Annotated in this window: 15 protein-coding genes; 3 read left to right on the top strand and 12 right to left on the bottom strand. The window is 45.0% G+C overall.

The window, feature by feature from the left end:
• Window positions 1-7: 7 nt before the first annotated feature.
• From AB8613_RS08595 to AB8613_RS08540, 12 genes are all read right to left on the bottom strand, one after another.
• Window positions 8-781, bottom strand: coding sequence for a ParA family protein (locus AB8613_RS08595; protein WP_019825554.1), 774 nt, complete (start codon window positions 779-781; stop codon window positions 8-10).
• A gap of 14 nt (window positions 782-795) precedes the next feature.
• Entirely contained in the window at window positions 796-1,428 is a 633-nt protein-coding gene (gene rsmG, locus AB8613_RS08590; protein WP_371714296.1) for a 16S rRNA (guanine(527)-N(7))-methyltransferase RsmG, read from the bottom strand.
• The gene (gene mnmG / locus AB8613_RS08585; protein ID WP_372383724.1) at window positions 1,428-3,323 is read right to left on the bottom strand and encodes a tRNA uridine-5-carboxymethylaminomethyl(34) synthesis enzyme MnmG; all 1,896 of its coding nucleotides are present in this window, start codon (window positions 3,321-3,323) and stop codon (window positions 1,428-1,430) included. The genes rsmG and mnmG overlap by 1 nt, the downstream gene beginning before the upstream one ends.
• A gap of 481 nt (window positions 3,324-3,804) precedes the next feature.
• Window positions 3,805-4,239 carry an FMN-binding protein MioC gene (gene mioC / locus AB8613_RS08580; RefSeq protein ID WP_146492797.1) on the bottom strand — a complete coding sequence of 145 codons (435 nt, stop codon included), beginning with the start codon at window positions 4,237-4,239 and terminating at the stop codon, window positions 3,805-3,807.
• Window positions 4,240-4,289: 50 nt separating this feature from the next.
• Window positions 4,290-5,651, bottom strand: a complete 1,362-nt coding sequence (gene mnmE, locus AB8613_RS08575) for a tRNA uridine-5-carboxymethylaminomethyl(34) synthesis GTPase MnmE (RefSeq protein ID WP_029235098.1) — start codon at window positions 5,649-5,651, stop codon at window positions 4,290-4,292.
• A 130-nt stretch (window positions 5,652-5,781) separates the two neighbouring features.
• Window positions 5,782-7,404 (bottom strand): membrane protein insertase YidC, encoded by a 1,623-nt coding sequence (yidC, locus tag AB8613_RS08570; protein WP_060983466.1) that lies wholly within the window; start codon window positions 7,402-7,404, stop codon window positions 5,782-5,784.
• A 2-nt stretch (window positions 7,405-7,406) separates the two neighbouring features.
• On the bottom strand, window positions 7,407-7,664 hold the full coding sequence (yidD, locus tag AB8613_RS08565) for a membrane protein insertion efficiency factor YidD (RefSeq protein ID WP_004735802.1): 258 nt from the start codon (window positions 7,662-7,664) through the stop codon (window positions 7,407-7,409).
• Entirely contained in the window at window positions 7,631-7,954 is a 324-nt protein-coding gene (rnpA, locus tag AB8613_RS08560; RefSeq protein ID WP_017055478.1) for a ribonuclease P protein component, read from the bottom strand. The genes yidD and rnpA overlap by 34 nt, the downstream gene beginning before the upstream one ends.
• Before the next feature lie 45 nt (window positions 7,955-7,999).
• On the bottom strand, window positions 8,000-8,134 hold the full coding sequence (rpmH, locus tag AB8613_RS08555) for a 50S ribosomal protein L34 (RefSeq protein WP_004735800.1): 135 nt from the start codon (window positions 8,132-8,134) through the stop codon (window positions 8,000-8,002).
• 206 nt (window positions 8,135-8,340) lie between these two features.
• On the bottom strand, window positions 8,341-9,078 hold the full coding sequence (locus AB8613_RS08550) for an amino acid ABC transporter ATP-binding protein (protein WP_048610829.1): 738 nt from the start codon (window positions 9,076-9,078) through the stop codon (window positions 8,341-8,343).
• Window positions 9,075-9,746: an amino acid ABC transporter permease gene (locus AB8613_RS08545; protein ID WP_009848134.1), complete on the bottom strand. Its 672-nt coding sequence runs from the start codon at window positions 9,744-9,746 to the stop codon at window positions 9,075-9,077. Before AB8613_RS08545 ends, AB8613_RS08550 begins: the two co-directional genes overlap by 4 nt.
• A gap of 135 nt (window positions 9,747-9,881) precedes the next feature.
• The gene (locus AB8613_RS08540; RefSeq protein WP_060983463.1) at window positions 9,882-10,631 is read right to left on the bottom strand and encodes an amino acid ABC transporter substrate-binding protein; all 750 of its coding nucleotides are present in this window, start codon (window positions 10,629-10,631) and stop codon (window positions 9,882-9,884) included.
• 310 nt (window positions 10,632-10,941) lie between these two features.
• Between AB8613_RS08540 and dnaA the strand changes: the two genes are divergently transcribed.
• From dnaA to recF, 3 genes are all read left to right on the top strand, one after another.
• Complete coding sequence (dnaA, locus tag AB8613_RS08535) at window positions 10,942-12,363, top strand: chromosomal replication initiator protein DnaA (protein ID WP_086712393.1); 1,422 nt, start codon at window positions 10,942-10,944, stop codon at window positions 12,361-12,363.
• A gap of 81 nt (window positions 12,364-12,444) precedes the next feature.
• Window positions 12,445-13,545, top strand: coding sequence for a DNA polymerase III subunit beta (gene dnaN / locus AB8613_RS08530; RefSeq protein WP_017058809.1), 1,101 nt, complete (start codon window positions 12,445-12,447; stop codon window positions 13,543-13,545).
• 53 nt (window positions 13,546-13,598) lie between these two features.
• Window positions 13,599-14,678: a DNA replication/repair protein RecF gene (gene recF / locus AB8613_RS08525; protein ID WP_017632663.1), complete on the top strand. Its 1,080-nt coding sequence runs from the start codon at window positions 13,599-13,601 to the stop codon at window positions 14,676-14,678.
• Window positions 14,679-14,693 lie beyond the last annotated feature (15 nt).

The raw sequence follows: 14,693 nt of genomic DNA, 5'->3' as shown, positions 1-14,693 counted from the left end.
ATTGGACCTATACTGGGACTTCTTCACGACGCAACATTTCGCCTGCAAGAGCAAGATAAGCCTTAGCTCCTGCGGAATATTTGTCGTAGTACATTGCTGGCTTGCCGTGACTTGGGGCTTCTGCCAGACGCACATTTCTAGGGATCACAGTTCGGTAGACTTTGCTACCAAAGTGTTTTTTGAGTTGATCAGATACTTCGTTCGATAAGCGGTTGCGAGGATCGTACATAGTACGCAGAAGACCTTCGATCTTCAGGTTCTCGTTTACAACAGCCGCTAGCTTACTGATGGTATCCATCAATGCAGTCAAACCTTCCAAAGCAAAGTATTCACATTGCATAGGAACCAATACGGAGTCGGCCGCAGCCATCGCGTTGATTGTAAGAAGGTTTAATGATGGTGGGCAATCAATAAAGATGAAATCATAGTTATTGCGAATGGATTCGAGTGCATTTTTTAAACGAACTTCACGAGCAAACACTTCCATCAACTTGATTTCTGCTGCAGTAACATCACCGTTCGCGGCGATGAGGTCATAATTGCCAGACGTACTTCGGCAAACTACTTCATCAAATGGGGTGTCTTCAACCAACAAATCGTAAGCAGTTGCTTCAACTTGATACTTGTCGACACCGCTCGCCATAGTGGCATTACCTTGAGGATCGAGGTCAACAACCAATATCTTGCGTTTTGTTGCCGCCATTGATGCTGCTAAATTAATGCAAGTTGTTGTTTTTCCTACGCCACCCTTTTGGTTGGCAATTGCTACGATTCTACCCACTATGGCCTCGCTGATTATCCCTGACGCGATAAAGTAACTAGATGACGCTCTCCATCAAGCTCTGGCACTTGCAAAGCTTTAATGTCTGTCACTGAACACCATTCAGGTAACAGGTCGATTTCATCTCTAGGATGTTGTCCCTTAAGAGCCAAAAATACACCGGATTGCTCTTTAGGTAAATGGTGACACCACTCTACCATATCTGTCATTGACGCAAATGCGCGACTGAGCACTGCATCAAACTTTTCTTCTGGTTGAAACTCCTCAACGCGACTTTGAACCGGTACCACGTTGTCGATACCCAATTCATGAATCACCTGTTTGATAAAACGAATACGCTTACCTAGGCTGTCTAGCAAGTAAAACTCGCAGTCTGGATTCATGATTGAGAGCGGAATCCCAGGAAGACCAGGTCCCGTGCCAACGTCGATAAAGCGCTTACCTTGTAAGTGAGTGCTAACAATGATGCTATCTAAGATATGTTTCACCATCATTTCTTGCGGGTCACGAACAGATGTTAGGTTATAAGCTTTGTTCCACTTGTTCAGTAACTCAACGTAGCCAACCAATTGGCCACGTTGTTTTTCAGATACTTCAAGTTCAGTCTGGCCAATCAGGTGATCCAGTTTTTCGCGTAATGCGTTCATTATGCTTCCTCACCCTTTTTCAACAGGCCGTGTTTTTTCAAGTAGACCAACAGAATTGAGATTGCTGCAGGTGTAATGCCTGAAATTCGCGAAGCAATACCAATTGAGTCAGGCTTAGCTGTCGTTAGTTTAAGAACCACTTCGTTAGAAAGTCCTTTCACCTTGCTGTAATCGATATCAGCAGGCAGTTTGGTGTTTTCATGACGCAGTGATTTTTCAATTTCGTCTTGTTGACGCTGAATATAACCATCGTACTTCACTTGGATCTCAACTTGCTCAGACGCTTGTTGATCTTCCAATGCAGGACCAAAACGATCCAGTGCGGTTAGCTGTGAATAAGTCATTTCCGGGCGACGAAGAAGATCTTCACCACTCGCTTCACGAGACATTGGTGTTTTCAGAATTTGGTTCAGTTGATCAATATCTTCAGATTTTGGATTAATCCATGTTTCTTTCAGACGTTGACGCTCCTTCTCCATGTTTTCCATCTTCTCGTTGAAACGAGACCAACGAGCGTCATCGACAAGGCCAAGTTCACGCGACTTTTCAGTCAAACGGATATCAGCATTGTCTTCACGAAGCAGCAAACGGTATTCCGCACGAGACGTAAACATGCGGTAAGGTTCTTTGGTACCCATGGTCGATAGGTCGTCAATAAGCACGCCCATGTAAGCTTGGTCACGACGCGGACTCCAGCCTTCTTTGCCTTGAGTAAACAAACTCGCGTTCAGACCCGCCATTAAGCCTTGTGCAGCTGCTTCTTCGTAGCCAGTGGTACCGTTGATTTGACCCGCAAAGAATAGACCTTTGATAAACTTAGTTTCGTAAGTCAGCTTAAGGTCGCGAGGATCAAAGAAATCGTACTCAATCGCATAGCCAGGGCGAACGATATGAGCATTTTCAAAACCCTTCATCGAACGAACAATTTGAACTTGTACATCAAAAGGCAGACTGGTAGAGATACCATTCGGGTATAGCTCATGAGTCGTTAGACCTTCAGGCTCAATAAAAATCTGGTGGCTGTTCTTGTCAGAAAAACGCATCACTTTGTCTTCAATCGAAGGACAGTAGCGAGGGCCAATACCTTCAATAACACCTGCATACATTGGGCTACGATCGAGATTAGCGCGAATTACGTCATGCGTATTTTCATTGGTATGCGTGATGTAACATGGAATTTGACGAGGTTGTTGAGCTCGGCTACCCATGAACGAGAAAACAGGCGTCGGGTTATCACCGTGCTGAACCTCAAGCTCAGAAAAATCAACGCTACGCGCATCGATACGAGGAGGTGTACCTGTTTTCAGGCGATCAACTCGGAATGGAAGATCACGAAGACGGTCAGCCAGTGCGATCGATGGTGGATCGCCAGCACGACCACCAGAAGAACTTTCCATACCTATATGGATCTTTCCACCTAGGAATGTGCCCACAGTCAGAACCACAGCTCTTGCGCGGAACTTAAGACCCATCTGTGTTACCACACCCACCACTTGATCCTGTTCAACGATCAAGTCATCAACCGACTGTTGGAACAAAGTCAGGTTTGGTGTGTTTTCAAGAACGTTACGAACAAAAGCTTTGTAAAGTGCGCGGTCAGCTTGTGCACGAGTAGCACGAACTGCTGGGCCTTTTGATGCGTTCAATGTTCTGAACTGAATACCTGCATGATCAATAGCTTGCGCCATTAATCCACCCATTGCATCGACCTCTTTTACCAAGTGGCCCTTACCGATCCCGCCAATAGCTGGGTTACAAGACATTTGTCCTAATGTATCGATATTATGAGTAAGTAATAACGTACTTTGACCAGTACGTGCAGATGCGAGTGCGGCTTCCGTTCCTGCATGGCCACCACCAACAACGATGACGTCAAATTTTTCGTGATAAAGCATGAACCGACCTCAGGTATTCAAACGTTTTCTAGATTGATAAAAAGGAGCGATATTCTACCTGTTTTCATAGCCTGAGAAAACGTTTTTGGGATTTTTCGAAAAAGCTGTTTTTAATTAATATAGATAAGATCTTTAAGGAGATCTTTTATTAGATCTATTATTAGGATCGAGGTCATCTGTGGATAACTCGAAAATGATCAACGAGATCATGGATCTTTTTTGGATCAAATGATGTGATCTAACTTTGATCAGGATGAGGATTAGCTGGGATCAAAATAGCTACTTATTCACAGGAGGAAATTAGCCTAAAACTTGTTATTTGGATAACTATAGGTTAATCACCGTATATGTATGATCTTATCCACAGAAGAAATTGAAAATAGATCGCTAATTTTCGATGTTTTTGAAAAAAGTTATTCACAATCGCGTTGTTCAGAGACAAAAAAAGCGGCATAAGCCGCTTTTTGAGAGAAGGTAGAGGTTAAAACTGGTCGCTATGATCGTTAAACCACGCTTCTGCAGCGTCTTCTGGTACCGGAGTTTCCAATACATCGATGGTAAAACAGTCACAAATAGGTTGAGCACCGAGCTCTTTCATCTGGCTGTGGGCTGATTTACCCGCCAAGCAGAAGGTATCGTAACTCGAATCTCCAAGCGCCACGACAGCAAAGCGAACCTGGCTTAAATCTGGAGATTGCTGGGTCAGTCCGTCGATAAATGGCTTAATATTATCTGGAAATTCGCCAGCACCATGAGTAGAAGTCACCAGCAACCAAAAACCTTGTTGGGGGATGTCATTGTATTCAGGTTGATTATGAAGGCTTATCTCATGACCTTGTTCTTCAAGAAGATCATTAAGGTGATCGCCAACGTACTCAGCACCACCTAAGGTGCTACCTGTAATAATGTGGATCATTAAGCTGTCCTTACTAAAGAAAAAGGCCAGCATGAGCTAGCCTTTAAAGGTTATTTACCAATACAGAAAGAGGTGAAGATACGGCCGAGTAGGTCATCGGAGCTGAACTCACCAGTAATCTCGTTAAGGTGTTGCTGCGTTATACGTAGCTCTTCTGCCAAGATTTCACCTGCCATATAGCCTTCGAGCTGTTGCTGACCAATATCTAGGTGCTCAGATGCGCGTTCTAGGGCATCTAAGTGGCGACGACGTGCCATGAAGCCACCTTCATTACCGCCAGCAAAGCCCATGCAATCTTTTAAGTGATTACGTAGTGCATCAACGCCTTGTCCCGTTTTTGCTGACAGTCGAATCAGAGTTGGATCATTAACATGGCAAATTCCAAGATCTTCACCTGTTTGATCGGCTTTGTTACGAATCACGGTCATTCCGATATTATTCGGTAGACGATCAACGAAATCGGGCCAGATATCTTTCGGGTCGGTTGCATCGGTAGTGGTACCATCGACCATAAATAAAACGCGATCGGCTTGGGCAATTTCTTCCCAAGCGCGTTCAATACCGATTTTTTCTACTTCATCCGAGGCTTCACGCAGGCCTGCGGTATCAATAATGTGCAGTGGCATACCATCAATATGGATATGTTCACGCAGTACATCACGCGTGGTACCAGCAATATCAGTCACAATCGCGGAGTCTTTACCCGATAATGCATTCAGTAAGCTCGACTTACCGGCATTAGGACGACCTGCAATCACCACCTTCATGCCTTCGCGCATGATGGCACCTTGATTGGCTTCTTGGCGAACCGCTTCGAGGTTGTCGATGATAGCTTGTAAGTCAGCACTTACTTTACCGTCAGCAAGGAAATCAATCTCTTCTTCTGGGAAGTCGATAGCGGCTTCAACATAGATGCGTAAGTGAATCAGAGAATCCACCAGCGTATTAATGCGTTTTGAAAACTCACCTTGCAGCGATTGCAGGGCTGATTTCGCCGCTTCTTCTGAACTGGCATCAATGAGGTCGGCAATGGCTTCTGCTTGGGTTAAATCCATCTTGTCGTTCAAGAAGGCACGCTCCGAAAATTCACCTGGGCGTGCTGCGCGTAGCCCTGGAATCGCGAGGATGCGTTTGATGAGCATATCCATTACCACAGGGCCACCGTGGCCTTGTAGCTCTAATACGTCTTCACCGGTAAACGAGTGCGGGTTAGGGAAGTAAAGCGCGATGCCCTGGTCTAGCTCTAAACCATCGTGAGATTTAAAAGGGGTGTACTCAGCGTAACGTGGTTTCAGCACTTTGCCGGTAACTTCAAGCGCAACTTGGGCTGCTTGTGGGCCTGAAACGCGAATAATACCGACGCCGCCACGGCCGGGTGCAGTCGCTTGAGCAACAATCGTATCTGTAGTCATAGTTGTGCCTGCTAGCATGTGAAAGCCAAAAAGGGGCGCTCACGATTAATCAATTAGCTGAATTGTAATCAGCTAAAAACAAAAAGGCGACCTTTTGGTCGCCTTTCTTTATCTCTTTCTATTATCGAACTTACTTAGAATGTAAGCCTTTCTTTTCCAGCGCGCGGTAGATAAGCGTTTGCTGAATCAGAGTTACGATGTTCGATACTAGCCAGTAAAGAACCAGACCTGAAGGGAAGAACAGGAAGAAGAATGTGAACATAACCGGCATAAAGGTCATGATCTTCTGCTGCATTGGATCCGTTACAGTTGTCGGGCTCATCTTCTGGATTAGGAACATTGAAGCACCCATCAGAAGTGGCAAGATGTAGTATGGGTCTTGTGCTGAAAGGTCAGTAATCCAACCGAAGAACGGTGAGTGACGCAGTTCAACAGACTCCATTAGTGCCCAGTATAGCGAAATGAAGATAGGCATTTGTAGAAGGATAGGTAAACAGCCACCTAGTGGGTTTACTTTCTCTTTCTTATAAAGCTCCATCATTTCTTGGCTCATGCGTTGACGGTCGTCGCCAATACGCTCACGCATTGCAGTCAGCTTAGGCTGAAGCATACGCATTTTCGCCATAGACGTGTACTGAGCTTTCGTTAGTGGGTACATAGCACCACGAACGATGAAAGTTAGACAGATGATTGCCAGACCCCAGTTCACAACGATGCCTTGAATGAATGAAAGCAGAGTATGAAGTGGTTTAGCAATAAACCATAACCAACCGTAGTCAACTACTAGGTCTAGGTTTGGTGCAACAGCAGCCATTTGGTCTTGAAGTTTAGGACCAACCCAAAGCGTTGCTTTGAAGCTTGCTTCGTCGCCAGTAGCAATGGTCTTGTTCGGCATGCGAACACCGATATCGCCAAGGTTACCAATTACACGAGTGTAAAGGTTGCTGCCTGCTTCGTCGCGTGGAATCCAAGCACTTGCAAAGTAGTGCTGAATCATCGCTGCCCAACCTTGACCGTTTGCTAGGTTAAGAGACAGGTTGCGATCTTGCATATCGTCGAAGCTGTATTTTTTGTAACGCGTATCTTCCGTAGAGTAAGCACCACCACGGTAAGTTGGCATTGTTAGGCTACCACCGTCATCCATAACGTTTTGACGTAGGTGAGCGTACATGCCGAATGTTGCGTTATTGCCAGAGTTGTTGATTACATCGTATTCAACGTCAATCGCGTAGCTGCCGCGTTTAAGTACGAATGTTTTTGTGTAATCAAGGCCGTTCGCTTGGTAAGTCATTGGGATGCGTAGTTCATCTTGACCTTCAGCTAGCGTAAAGCTATCTGCTGAAACCGTGTAGCTAGGGCGGTTAGTGCTGCTTAAATCGATACCTTGAGGACCCACTAGACCGCTTTGAGCGATAAATTGGTGACCTGGTTCATTTTTAAGAAGAACAAACGTATCTTCAGAATCGAACTCAGCAGAGTAATCGTTTAGGTTTGCTTTAACGACATCACCACCAACCGTATCAATTGACAGAGTCAGTACATCAGTTGTTACTGTGATAGTTTTAGCAGAAGAAGCAACTTGACCAGGAGCCGGGTCTAGATCATCTGCATAAGATGGCGCTGGTAGGGTGCTGCCAGATTGTGCCTGCTCAACCGCTTGTGGTGCTGGATTCTGAGCTACGTTCCATTGTTGGAACAGTAGGAAAGAAACCAAAGCCAATGCGATTAACAGGATATTACGTTGAGAATCCATCGTTATTTATCTCTGTCTTGTTTTTGGACTGGTGGAACGGGGTCAAAGCCCCCTTCGTTCAAAGGATGGCATTTTAATAGACGTTTGCCTGATAACCAACACCCTTTTACAAAACCGTGAGCTTTCAACGCTTCTATCGCATATAAAGAGCAGGTTGGAGTAAATCGGCAGCGTGGGCCGATGAGTGGACTAATAAACCATCTATAAAAATAGATGGGTATTAGCGCTATCCACGCGAAGGGCGAGACAGGCGAAGCCATAATTTGTCGAGTAGCTTGAACATTTCTTCATTGCTTAAATCTTGCGCGCTCTTCTTAGCGATTACAACAAAATCTTTGTTAGGAAGTTTGTGTTGAGTGTTACGAAAGCTTTCACGAGTAAGACGCTTGAATCGGTTACGACCCACGGCGGTTTTAATCTGCTTTTTCGGAACGGCTAATCCAAGACGAGGATTTGAAAGAGAGTTATTTCGGGCAATGATGGTGAAATGAGGGGAGCCTGCTCGATGAGCTTGCTTGAAGACATTTTGATAATGTTCGGGAGTTAACAAGCGTAACTCCCGACCGAAGGCTAGCTTATTCAAAATAATCAAAGATTACTTAGAAAGACGCTTACGGCCTTTTGCACGACGTGCATTGATTGTTGCGCGACCGTTCTTAGTAGCCATGCGAGCACGGAAACCGTGAGTACGCTTACGCTTTAGAACTGTAGGTTGAAAAGTGCGTTTCATTGTAATTACCTTACTGATCAGTAGTTTTAGGTTTTTGTTAAACCCGGCGTGGGCATTTTTTCTCTTCTTTATATAAGAAAGGAAAACCGACGCCTCTCAACAAAGAGGCGGAATTGTAATCACTGTCACAAAAAGTGTCAATGATTGGGTTAACTAAAATTCCGGTCGGGGGATTATACGTAGAATAACTAAAATCACAAGGATCCTTAGTCGATCCCAACCTTATTTAAGAATTTTTTTAATTTAGGATCCTGTGGATTACCAAAAATATCCTGTGGAGATCCCTGCTCGACAATATGACCGTCAGCCATGAAGATCACTCGGTCTGCGACCTCTCTAGCGAACTGCATTTCATGGGTAACCACCAGCATGGTTTGGTGCTGATTTGCCAGCTTTTTCATTAGGTTAAGCACTTCGCCAACCCACTCAGGATCGAGCGCTGAAGTCGGCTCATCAAACAATAATAGCTCTGGTTGTAGTGCCATTGCACGGCCAATACCCACCCGTTGTTGTTGGCCACCTGAGAGAGCGGCTGGGTAGCTATCACCTTTGTCACCTAAGCCAATATCATCAAGTATTTGTTGTGCTTTTTCATGGGCTTGCTGCTTTTTCCAACCACGAACAGTAATTAAACCTTCAGCAATATTCTGTCTTGCGGTTTGGTGAGCGAACAGTGCATAGTTTTGGAACACAAAACCGGTCTTACGACGCAGTGCAAGCACCTCTGCCTTAGTGTGTTTCTGAGTATCAACCTTGATGTCATCAATCGAAATCGTGCCTTGATCGGCTTGCTCTAGAAAATTCACACAACGCAGTAGGGTAGACTTACCAGTGCCACTTGAACCTATGATGACAATTATCTCACCTTGTTTGATTTCTAGGTCGATCCCTTTCAAAACTTCGGTGTCACCAAACTGCTTGTGGATATTTTGTAATTTGATCATCGTACATATGCCTTATTCAGTTTCACTTCGGCCCAGATTTGAATACGAGTGAGGATAACCACCACGCCCCAGTAAATCAGCGCCACCGCTAAGAAAGCCTCGAAGAAGCGGAAACTTGAAGAAGCCTCCATCTGAGCTTTAGCCATGATTTCGGCGACACCTAGGGTGAATGCAAGTGAAGTCGATTTAATCATGTCGATGAAGTAGTTCATCAATGATGGCAGTGCCACGCGAGTTGCTTGTGGCAAGATCACGCGACGCATTGCTTGACTGGTGGTCATACCTACCGAAAGGCTGGCTTCCATCTGGCTGCGATCAATACCGATAATCGCGGCACGAATACTTTCTGCCATATACGCGGCAAAGTGCAGGGTTAAGCCAATCACAGCAGCGCTGAATGCATCCAATCCAACCATCCACGGGAATACTTGTGGTAAGCCATAATAAAGGAGGAACAGCTGTACCAACAATGGTGTTCCTCGGAAGAAGCTAATGTACAGTTGGCTCAATTGGTCGAGTACTGGGATTTTGAATACACGAATATTCGCCAGTATCAGAGACAGGATCAGAGCAAAGAACAAGCCCCAAGTCGCCATCTCCATCGTGGTGCCTAAATACTTCAGTAGTATCGGCAACAGCTCTAGCATGTAATTAAAGTCAAATCCCATAATCTATCTCGTATTTTTATTGGAAGTGTTGTTCTATTTGGAAGTACTGTTTTATCAGGTTTTTTAATCAGTGCACAAAAGCAAAAAGCCCACCGCTGTATAAAGCAGTGGGCCTTGAATGGTGAAAGTGAGTGATTACTTCTGAGTAATGTCTGCACCAAACCATTTCTGAGAGATACTTTCTAGCGTACCATCTGCGCGCATTGCTGCTAATGCTTCGTTTACTTCGGCTTGCAGTTTTTTGCCGTTATCGTTGTCCACGAAAGGCCAAGCGTTTTCAATGGTTTCGAATGGCTGTCCTGCTAGTTGTAATGGTAGACCAGTCTTCTTGATAAGCTCTAGTGCTGATAAGCGATCCATTACGAATGCATCGGCACGGCCCAGTGCGACATCATGCTCAATACCTGTATCGTAGGTTTTTACATTGATCTTGCCATCTTTGTCGTAGCTGCGAAGCAGTTGTTCAAAGTTTGAGCCTAGGTTTACTGCAACCGTCTTGCCTTCAAGGTCTTCGATACCCTTAATGCTGTCATTACCTTTACGAACGGTAATTTGTGCGCCGTCTACTACGTATGGGTCTGCGAATAGGTATTTCGCTTTACGTGCATCCGTCATTGTAATTTGGTTTGAAATGGTGTCGATGCGACCCGTTTCAAGAAGACCAAACAGACCAGAGAAGTTAGCTGTTACGTATTCAACTTTGTAGTCGTTACGTTTACCGATCTCATCCCATAAATCCACTTCAAAACCTTGTAGCTGGTCTTGTTTAACGAAAGTAAATGGGAAGTAGCGACCAGACATGCCGACTTTAACTTCAGTCGCAGCTTGAACAGTAGCAGCAGAGAGTGCGATAGCCGCAATTGCAGCCTTAATCCAGTTATTCATTTGGTAACTCCTTATATTTATGGGATTGGATGTTACTGGGAAAATGCTTAATAGAATAAATAACCAGATGTTATTAACCATAACCAGATTGAATTCCCGATTTGGGGATAACTAGTAAGGATCCGGGCATAAGTGGATCATTGTGTGAGTAAAGTAGGGGCAAGATGTGTGGATCCACCGATAAATTACAAATTTATTGTGAATAACTTGGATCTTATTCACTGGATCTGTGATCAATTGCTGGTGATCTGACTTATCAACAGGTAAAATTAGCAGTCATTTCATATTACTTAAATAGAGTGAGGGCACCGTGTCATCTTCGCTTTGGTTGCAGTGTTTGCAACAGCTTCAAGAAGAGTTACCAGCTACAGAATTCAGTATGTGGGTTCGTCCGTTACAAGCGGAACTCAATGACAATACTCTGACTCTATTTGCCCCGAACCGTTTCGTACTCGATTGGGTTCGTGATAAGTATCTAAATAGCATTAACCGCTTACTGCAAGAATATTGCGGTAACGATATCCCACATCTTCATTTTGAAGTGGGAAGCAAGCGTGTGATTGCACCAAAGCCTGCGACACCGGCCCCGACTCGCACTCGCACTGCAGCCGACGTGGCCGCTGAGTCTTCGGCACCTGCGCAATTACAAGCTCGCAAGCCTGTCCATAATAACTGGCGTGATGAAGAGCCTGTAGCGGTTGACCTTAACCACCGCTCAAACGTGAACCCAAAACATAAGTTCAACAACTTTGTTGAAGGTAAGTCTAACCAACTAGGTTTGGCTGCGGCACGTCAGGTTTCTGATAATCCAGGAACAGCCTACAACCCGTTGTTCTTATACGGCGGCACTGGTCTAGGTAAAACGCACTTGTTGCATGCGGTGGGTAACGCCATTGTTGATAATAAGCCGAATGCGAAAGTGGTTTACATGCACTCAGAGCGTTTTGTTCAGGATATGGTAAAGGCACTGCAAAACAACGCGATCGAAGAATTTAAGCGCTACTACCGTAGTGTTGATGCATTGCTTATCGATGACATCCAATTCTTTGCTAATAAAGAGCGTTCTCAAGAAGAGTTTTTCCATACATTTAATGCGTTGCTTGAAGGCAACCAACAGATCATCCTCACTTCAGACCGTTATCCAAAAGAGATCAATGGGGTAGAAGATCGTCTTAAATCTCGCTTCGGTTGGGGTTTGACGGTAGCGATTGAGCCACCAGAGCTTGAGACTCGTGTTGCGATCTTGATGAAGAAAGCAGAAGACCACCAAATTCACCTTGCGGATGAAGTGGCGTTCTTTATTGCCAAGCGTTTACGCTCTAATGTTCGTGAACTGGAAGGCGCATTGAACCGTGTTATTGCAAATGCAAACTTCACTGGCCGCCCGATCACGATTGATTTTGTGCGTGAAGCACTGCGTGATCTACTTGCACTGCAAGAGAAGCTGGTCACCATTGATAACATTCAGAAGACAGTAGCCGAGTACTATAAAATCAAAGTCGCTGATCTATTGTCTAAACGTCGCTCTCGTTCAGTTGCTCGTCCACGTCAATTGGCGATGGCATTGGCTAAAGAGCTAACAAACCACAGTTTGCCTGAGATTGGCGATGCATTCGGTGGTCGTGACCACACAACTGTGCTGCATGCTTGTCGTAAGATTGCTCAGCTGCGTGAAGAGAGTCACGACATTAAAGAAGATTATTCGAACTTGATTCGTACCCTTTCTTCTTAATACACAGTATTCTTAACCTTAATAAGCAGAATCTTGGCCACGTACTATTACGCAGTGCCATTTAGACCGTAAGAGCAAGATATGAAATTTACCATTGAACGTAGTCATCTGATTAAGCCATTACAACAAGTATCTGGCGCACTCGGTGGCAGGCCAACGCTTCCAATTCTAGGAAACCTACTGATTAAAGTAGAAGATAACGTGTTGTCGATGACAGCGACGGATCTAGAAGTTGAACTGATCAGCCGTGTAACGCTTGAAGGTGATTTCGAAGCGGGCAGTATCACCGTACCTTCACGTAAGTTTCTGGATATCTGTCGTGGATTGCCAGATAACTCAGTGATTACTGTGGTATTGGATGGTGACCGCATTCAGGTTCGCTCTGGTCGTAGCCGCTTCTCATTAGCAACATTACCTGCGGCAGATTTTCCAAATATTGAAGACTGGAGCAGCGAAGTTGAAGTGTCAGTGACACAAGCTGAACTTCGCGGTCTTATCGAGAAAACACAATTCTCAATGGCGAACCAAGATGTTCGTTACTACCTCAACGGTATGTTGTTTGAGATTGAAGGTTCTATCTTGCGCAGCGTGGCGACCGATGGCCACCGTATGGCAGTATCTCAAGCACAGCTAGGGGCAGATTTTGCTCAGAAGCAGATCATTGTTCCTCGTAAAGGTGTTCAAGAGCTAGTGAAGTTATTGGATGCACCTGAACAACCAGTAACGCTGCAAATTGGTAACTCTAACGTGCGTGCTGAAGTGAACAACTATGTCTTCACTTCTAAGCTGGTTGATGGTCGTTTCCCTGATTATCGCCGCGTAATGCCGCAAAATACCACCAAGACGCTTGAAGCGGGTTGTGATGAATTACGTTCAGCATTTTCTCGTGCTGCGATTCTATCCAATGAAAAATTCCGTGGTGTTCGCGTTAACCTTGCTGATAGTGAGATGCGTATTACCGCGAACAACCCAGAGCAAGAAGAAGCAGAAGAAGTACTCGATGTTAACTTCGACGGCGACGCACTAGAGATTGGCTTCAACGTAAGTTACGTATTGGATGTTCTGAACACACTGCGTTGTGAACAGGTTCGCATCTCAATGTCAGACGCCAATGCGAGTGCTCTTATCGAAAACGCACAAGATGACAGCGCGATGTACGTTGTTATGCCTATTCGCTTATAAGCTGCCAAATGTTGACCTATCGAGTCGTGATTGAAGATTAATATGAAGACGTTATGCCTTTATCGCGCTTAATCGTTAAGCAGTTTAGAAATATTGAAGCCTGTGACATTCAACCGTCATCAGGCTTTAACTTTCTTATAGGGGCTAACGGAAGCGGCAAAACCAGTGTCCTTGAAGCGGTGTATCTGCTCGGACACGGTCGCTCATTCAAGAGTTCACTCACCGGTCGTATTATACAAAATGAGTGTAGTGAGCTGTTTGTGCATGGCCGTTTTATGACCTCGGATCAATTTGAGCTGCCAATTGGCATTAATAAGCAGCGCGATGGCACGACAGAGGTTAAAATAAGCGGTCAAACTGGGCAAAAGTTGGCTCAGTTAGCTCAAGTCTTACCTTTGCAGTTGATTCACCCCGAAGGGTTTGATTTACTGACAGATGGGCCTAAGCATCGCCGAGCATTCATTGACTGGGGAGTTTTCCACAGTGAGTCGGGCTTCTATGATGCTTGGGGTAGGGTAAAGCGCCTCAATAAGCAGCGAAACGCCTTATTGAAAACGGCAACGCACTATCGAGAGCTGAGCTATTGGGACCAAGAACTGGCCCGTTTAGCCGAAAGCATCAGTCAGTGGCGTGCCACCTACGTTGATCAGCTCAAAGAAGTCGCCGAAGAAATCTGTGCGACCTTCCTTCCTGAGTTTGAGATAAAGATTAACTATTATCGTGGCTGGGACAAAGACACCCCATACGCTGAGATATTAGAAAAGAATTTTGAAAGGGATCAGCAGCTTGGTTACACCTTTAGTGGGCCAAACAAAGCGGATCTGAAGATAAAAGTGAACGGCACTCCAGTGGAAGATGTCTTGTCACGAGGTCAATTGAAGTTGATGGTGTGCGCGCTACGAGTAGCACAAGGGCAACACCTCACTCAAATGACAGGTAAGCAGTGTATCTATTTAATAGATGACTTCGCTTCCGAATTAGATAGCCAACGCCGCGCACGTCTTGCTGAGTGCTTAAAGGCGACCGAGGCTCAAGTTTTTGTAAGCTCTATTACCGCTGATCAGATTGCAGATATGCATGACGAAAATAGCAGGATGTTTCATGTGGAACATGGCAAAATAGAGCAAGGATAATTAGTCAGAGAGTAA

Source organism: Vibrio sp. BS-M-Sm-2, assembly GCF_041504345.1.
In the GTDB taxonomy this organism is placed as follows: domain Bacteria; phylum Pseudomonadota; class Gammaproteobacteria; order Enterobacterales; family Vibrionaceae; genus Vibrio; species Vibrio satsumensis.
This window is presented reverse-complemented; position numbering and strand designations above follow the sequence as displayed.

Excerpts from the sequence above, each read along its gene's own strand:
- mnmE (WP_029235098.1), bottom strand. The coding sequence starts at position 5,651 with ATGACTACAGATACGATTGTTGCTCAAGCGACTGCACCCGGCCGTGGC.
- AB8613_RS08550 (WP_048610829.1), bottom strand. The coding sequence starts at position 9,078 with ATGATCAAATTACAAAATATCCACAAGCAGTTTGGTGACACCGAAGTT.
- mioC (WP_146492797.1), bottom strand. The coding sequence starts at position 4,239 with ATGATCCACATTATTACAGGTAGCACCTTAGGTGGTGCTGAGTACGTT.
- yidC (WP_060983466.1), bottom strand. The coding sequence starts at position 7,404 with ATGGATTCTCAACGTAATATCCTGTTAATCGCATTGGCTTTGGTTTCT.
- yidD (WP_004735802.1), bottom strand. The coding sequence starts at position 7,664 with ATGGCTTCGCCTGTCTCGCCCTTCGCGTGGATAGCGCTAATACCCATC.
- rsmG (WP_371714296.1), bottom strand. The coding sequence starts at position 1,428 with ATGAACGCATTACGCGAAAAACTGGATCACCTGATTGGCCAGACTGAA.
- mnmG (WP_372383724.1), bottom strand. The coding sequence starts at position 3,323 with ATGCTTTATCACGAAAAATTTGACGTCATCGTTGTTGGTGGTGGCCAT.
- dnaN (WP_017058809.1), top strand. The coding sequence starts at position 12,445 with ATGAAATTTACCATTGAACGTAGTCATCTGATTAAGCCATTACAACAA.
- rpmH (WP_004735800.1), bottom strand. The coding sequence starts at position 8,134 with ATGAAACGCACTTTTCAACCTACAGTTCTAAAGCGTAAGCGTACTCAC.
- recF (WP_017632663.1), top strand. The coding sequence starts at position 13,599 with ATGCCTTTATCGCGCTTAATCGTTAAGCAGTTTAGAAATATTGAAGCC.
- AB8613_RS08540 (WP_060983463.1), bottom strand. The coding sequence starts at position 10,631 with ATGAATAACTGGATTAAGGCTGCAATTGCGGCTATCGCACTCTCTGCT.
- AB8613_RS08545 (WP_009848134.1), bottom strand. The coding sequence starts at position 9,746 with ATGGGATTTGACTTTAATTACATGCTAGAGCTGTTGCCGATACTACTG.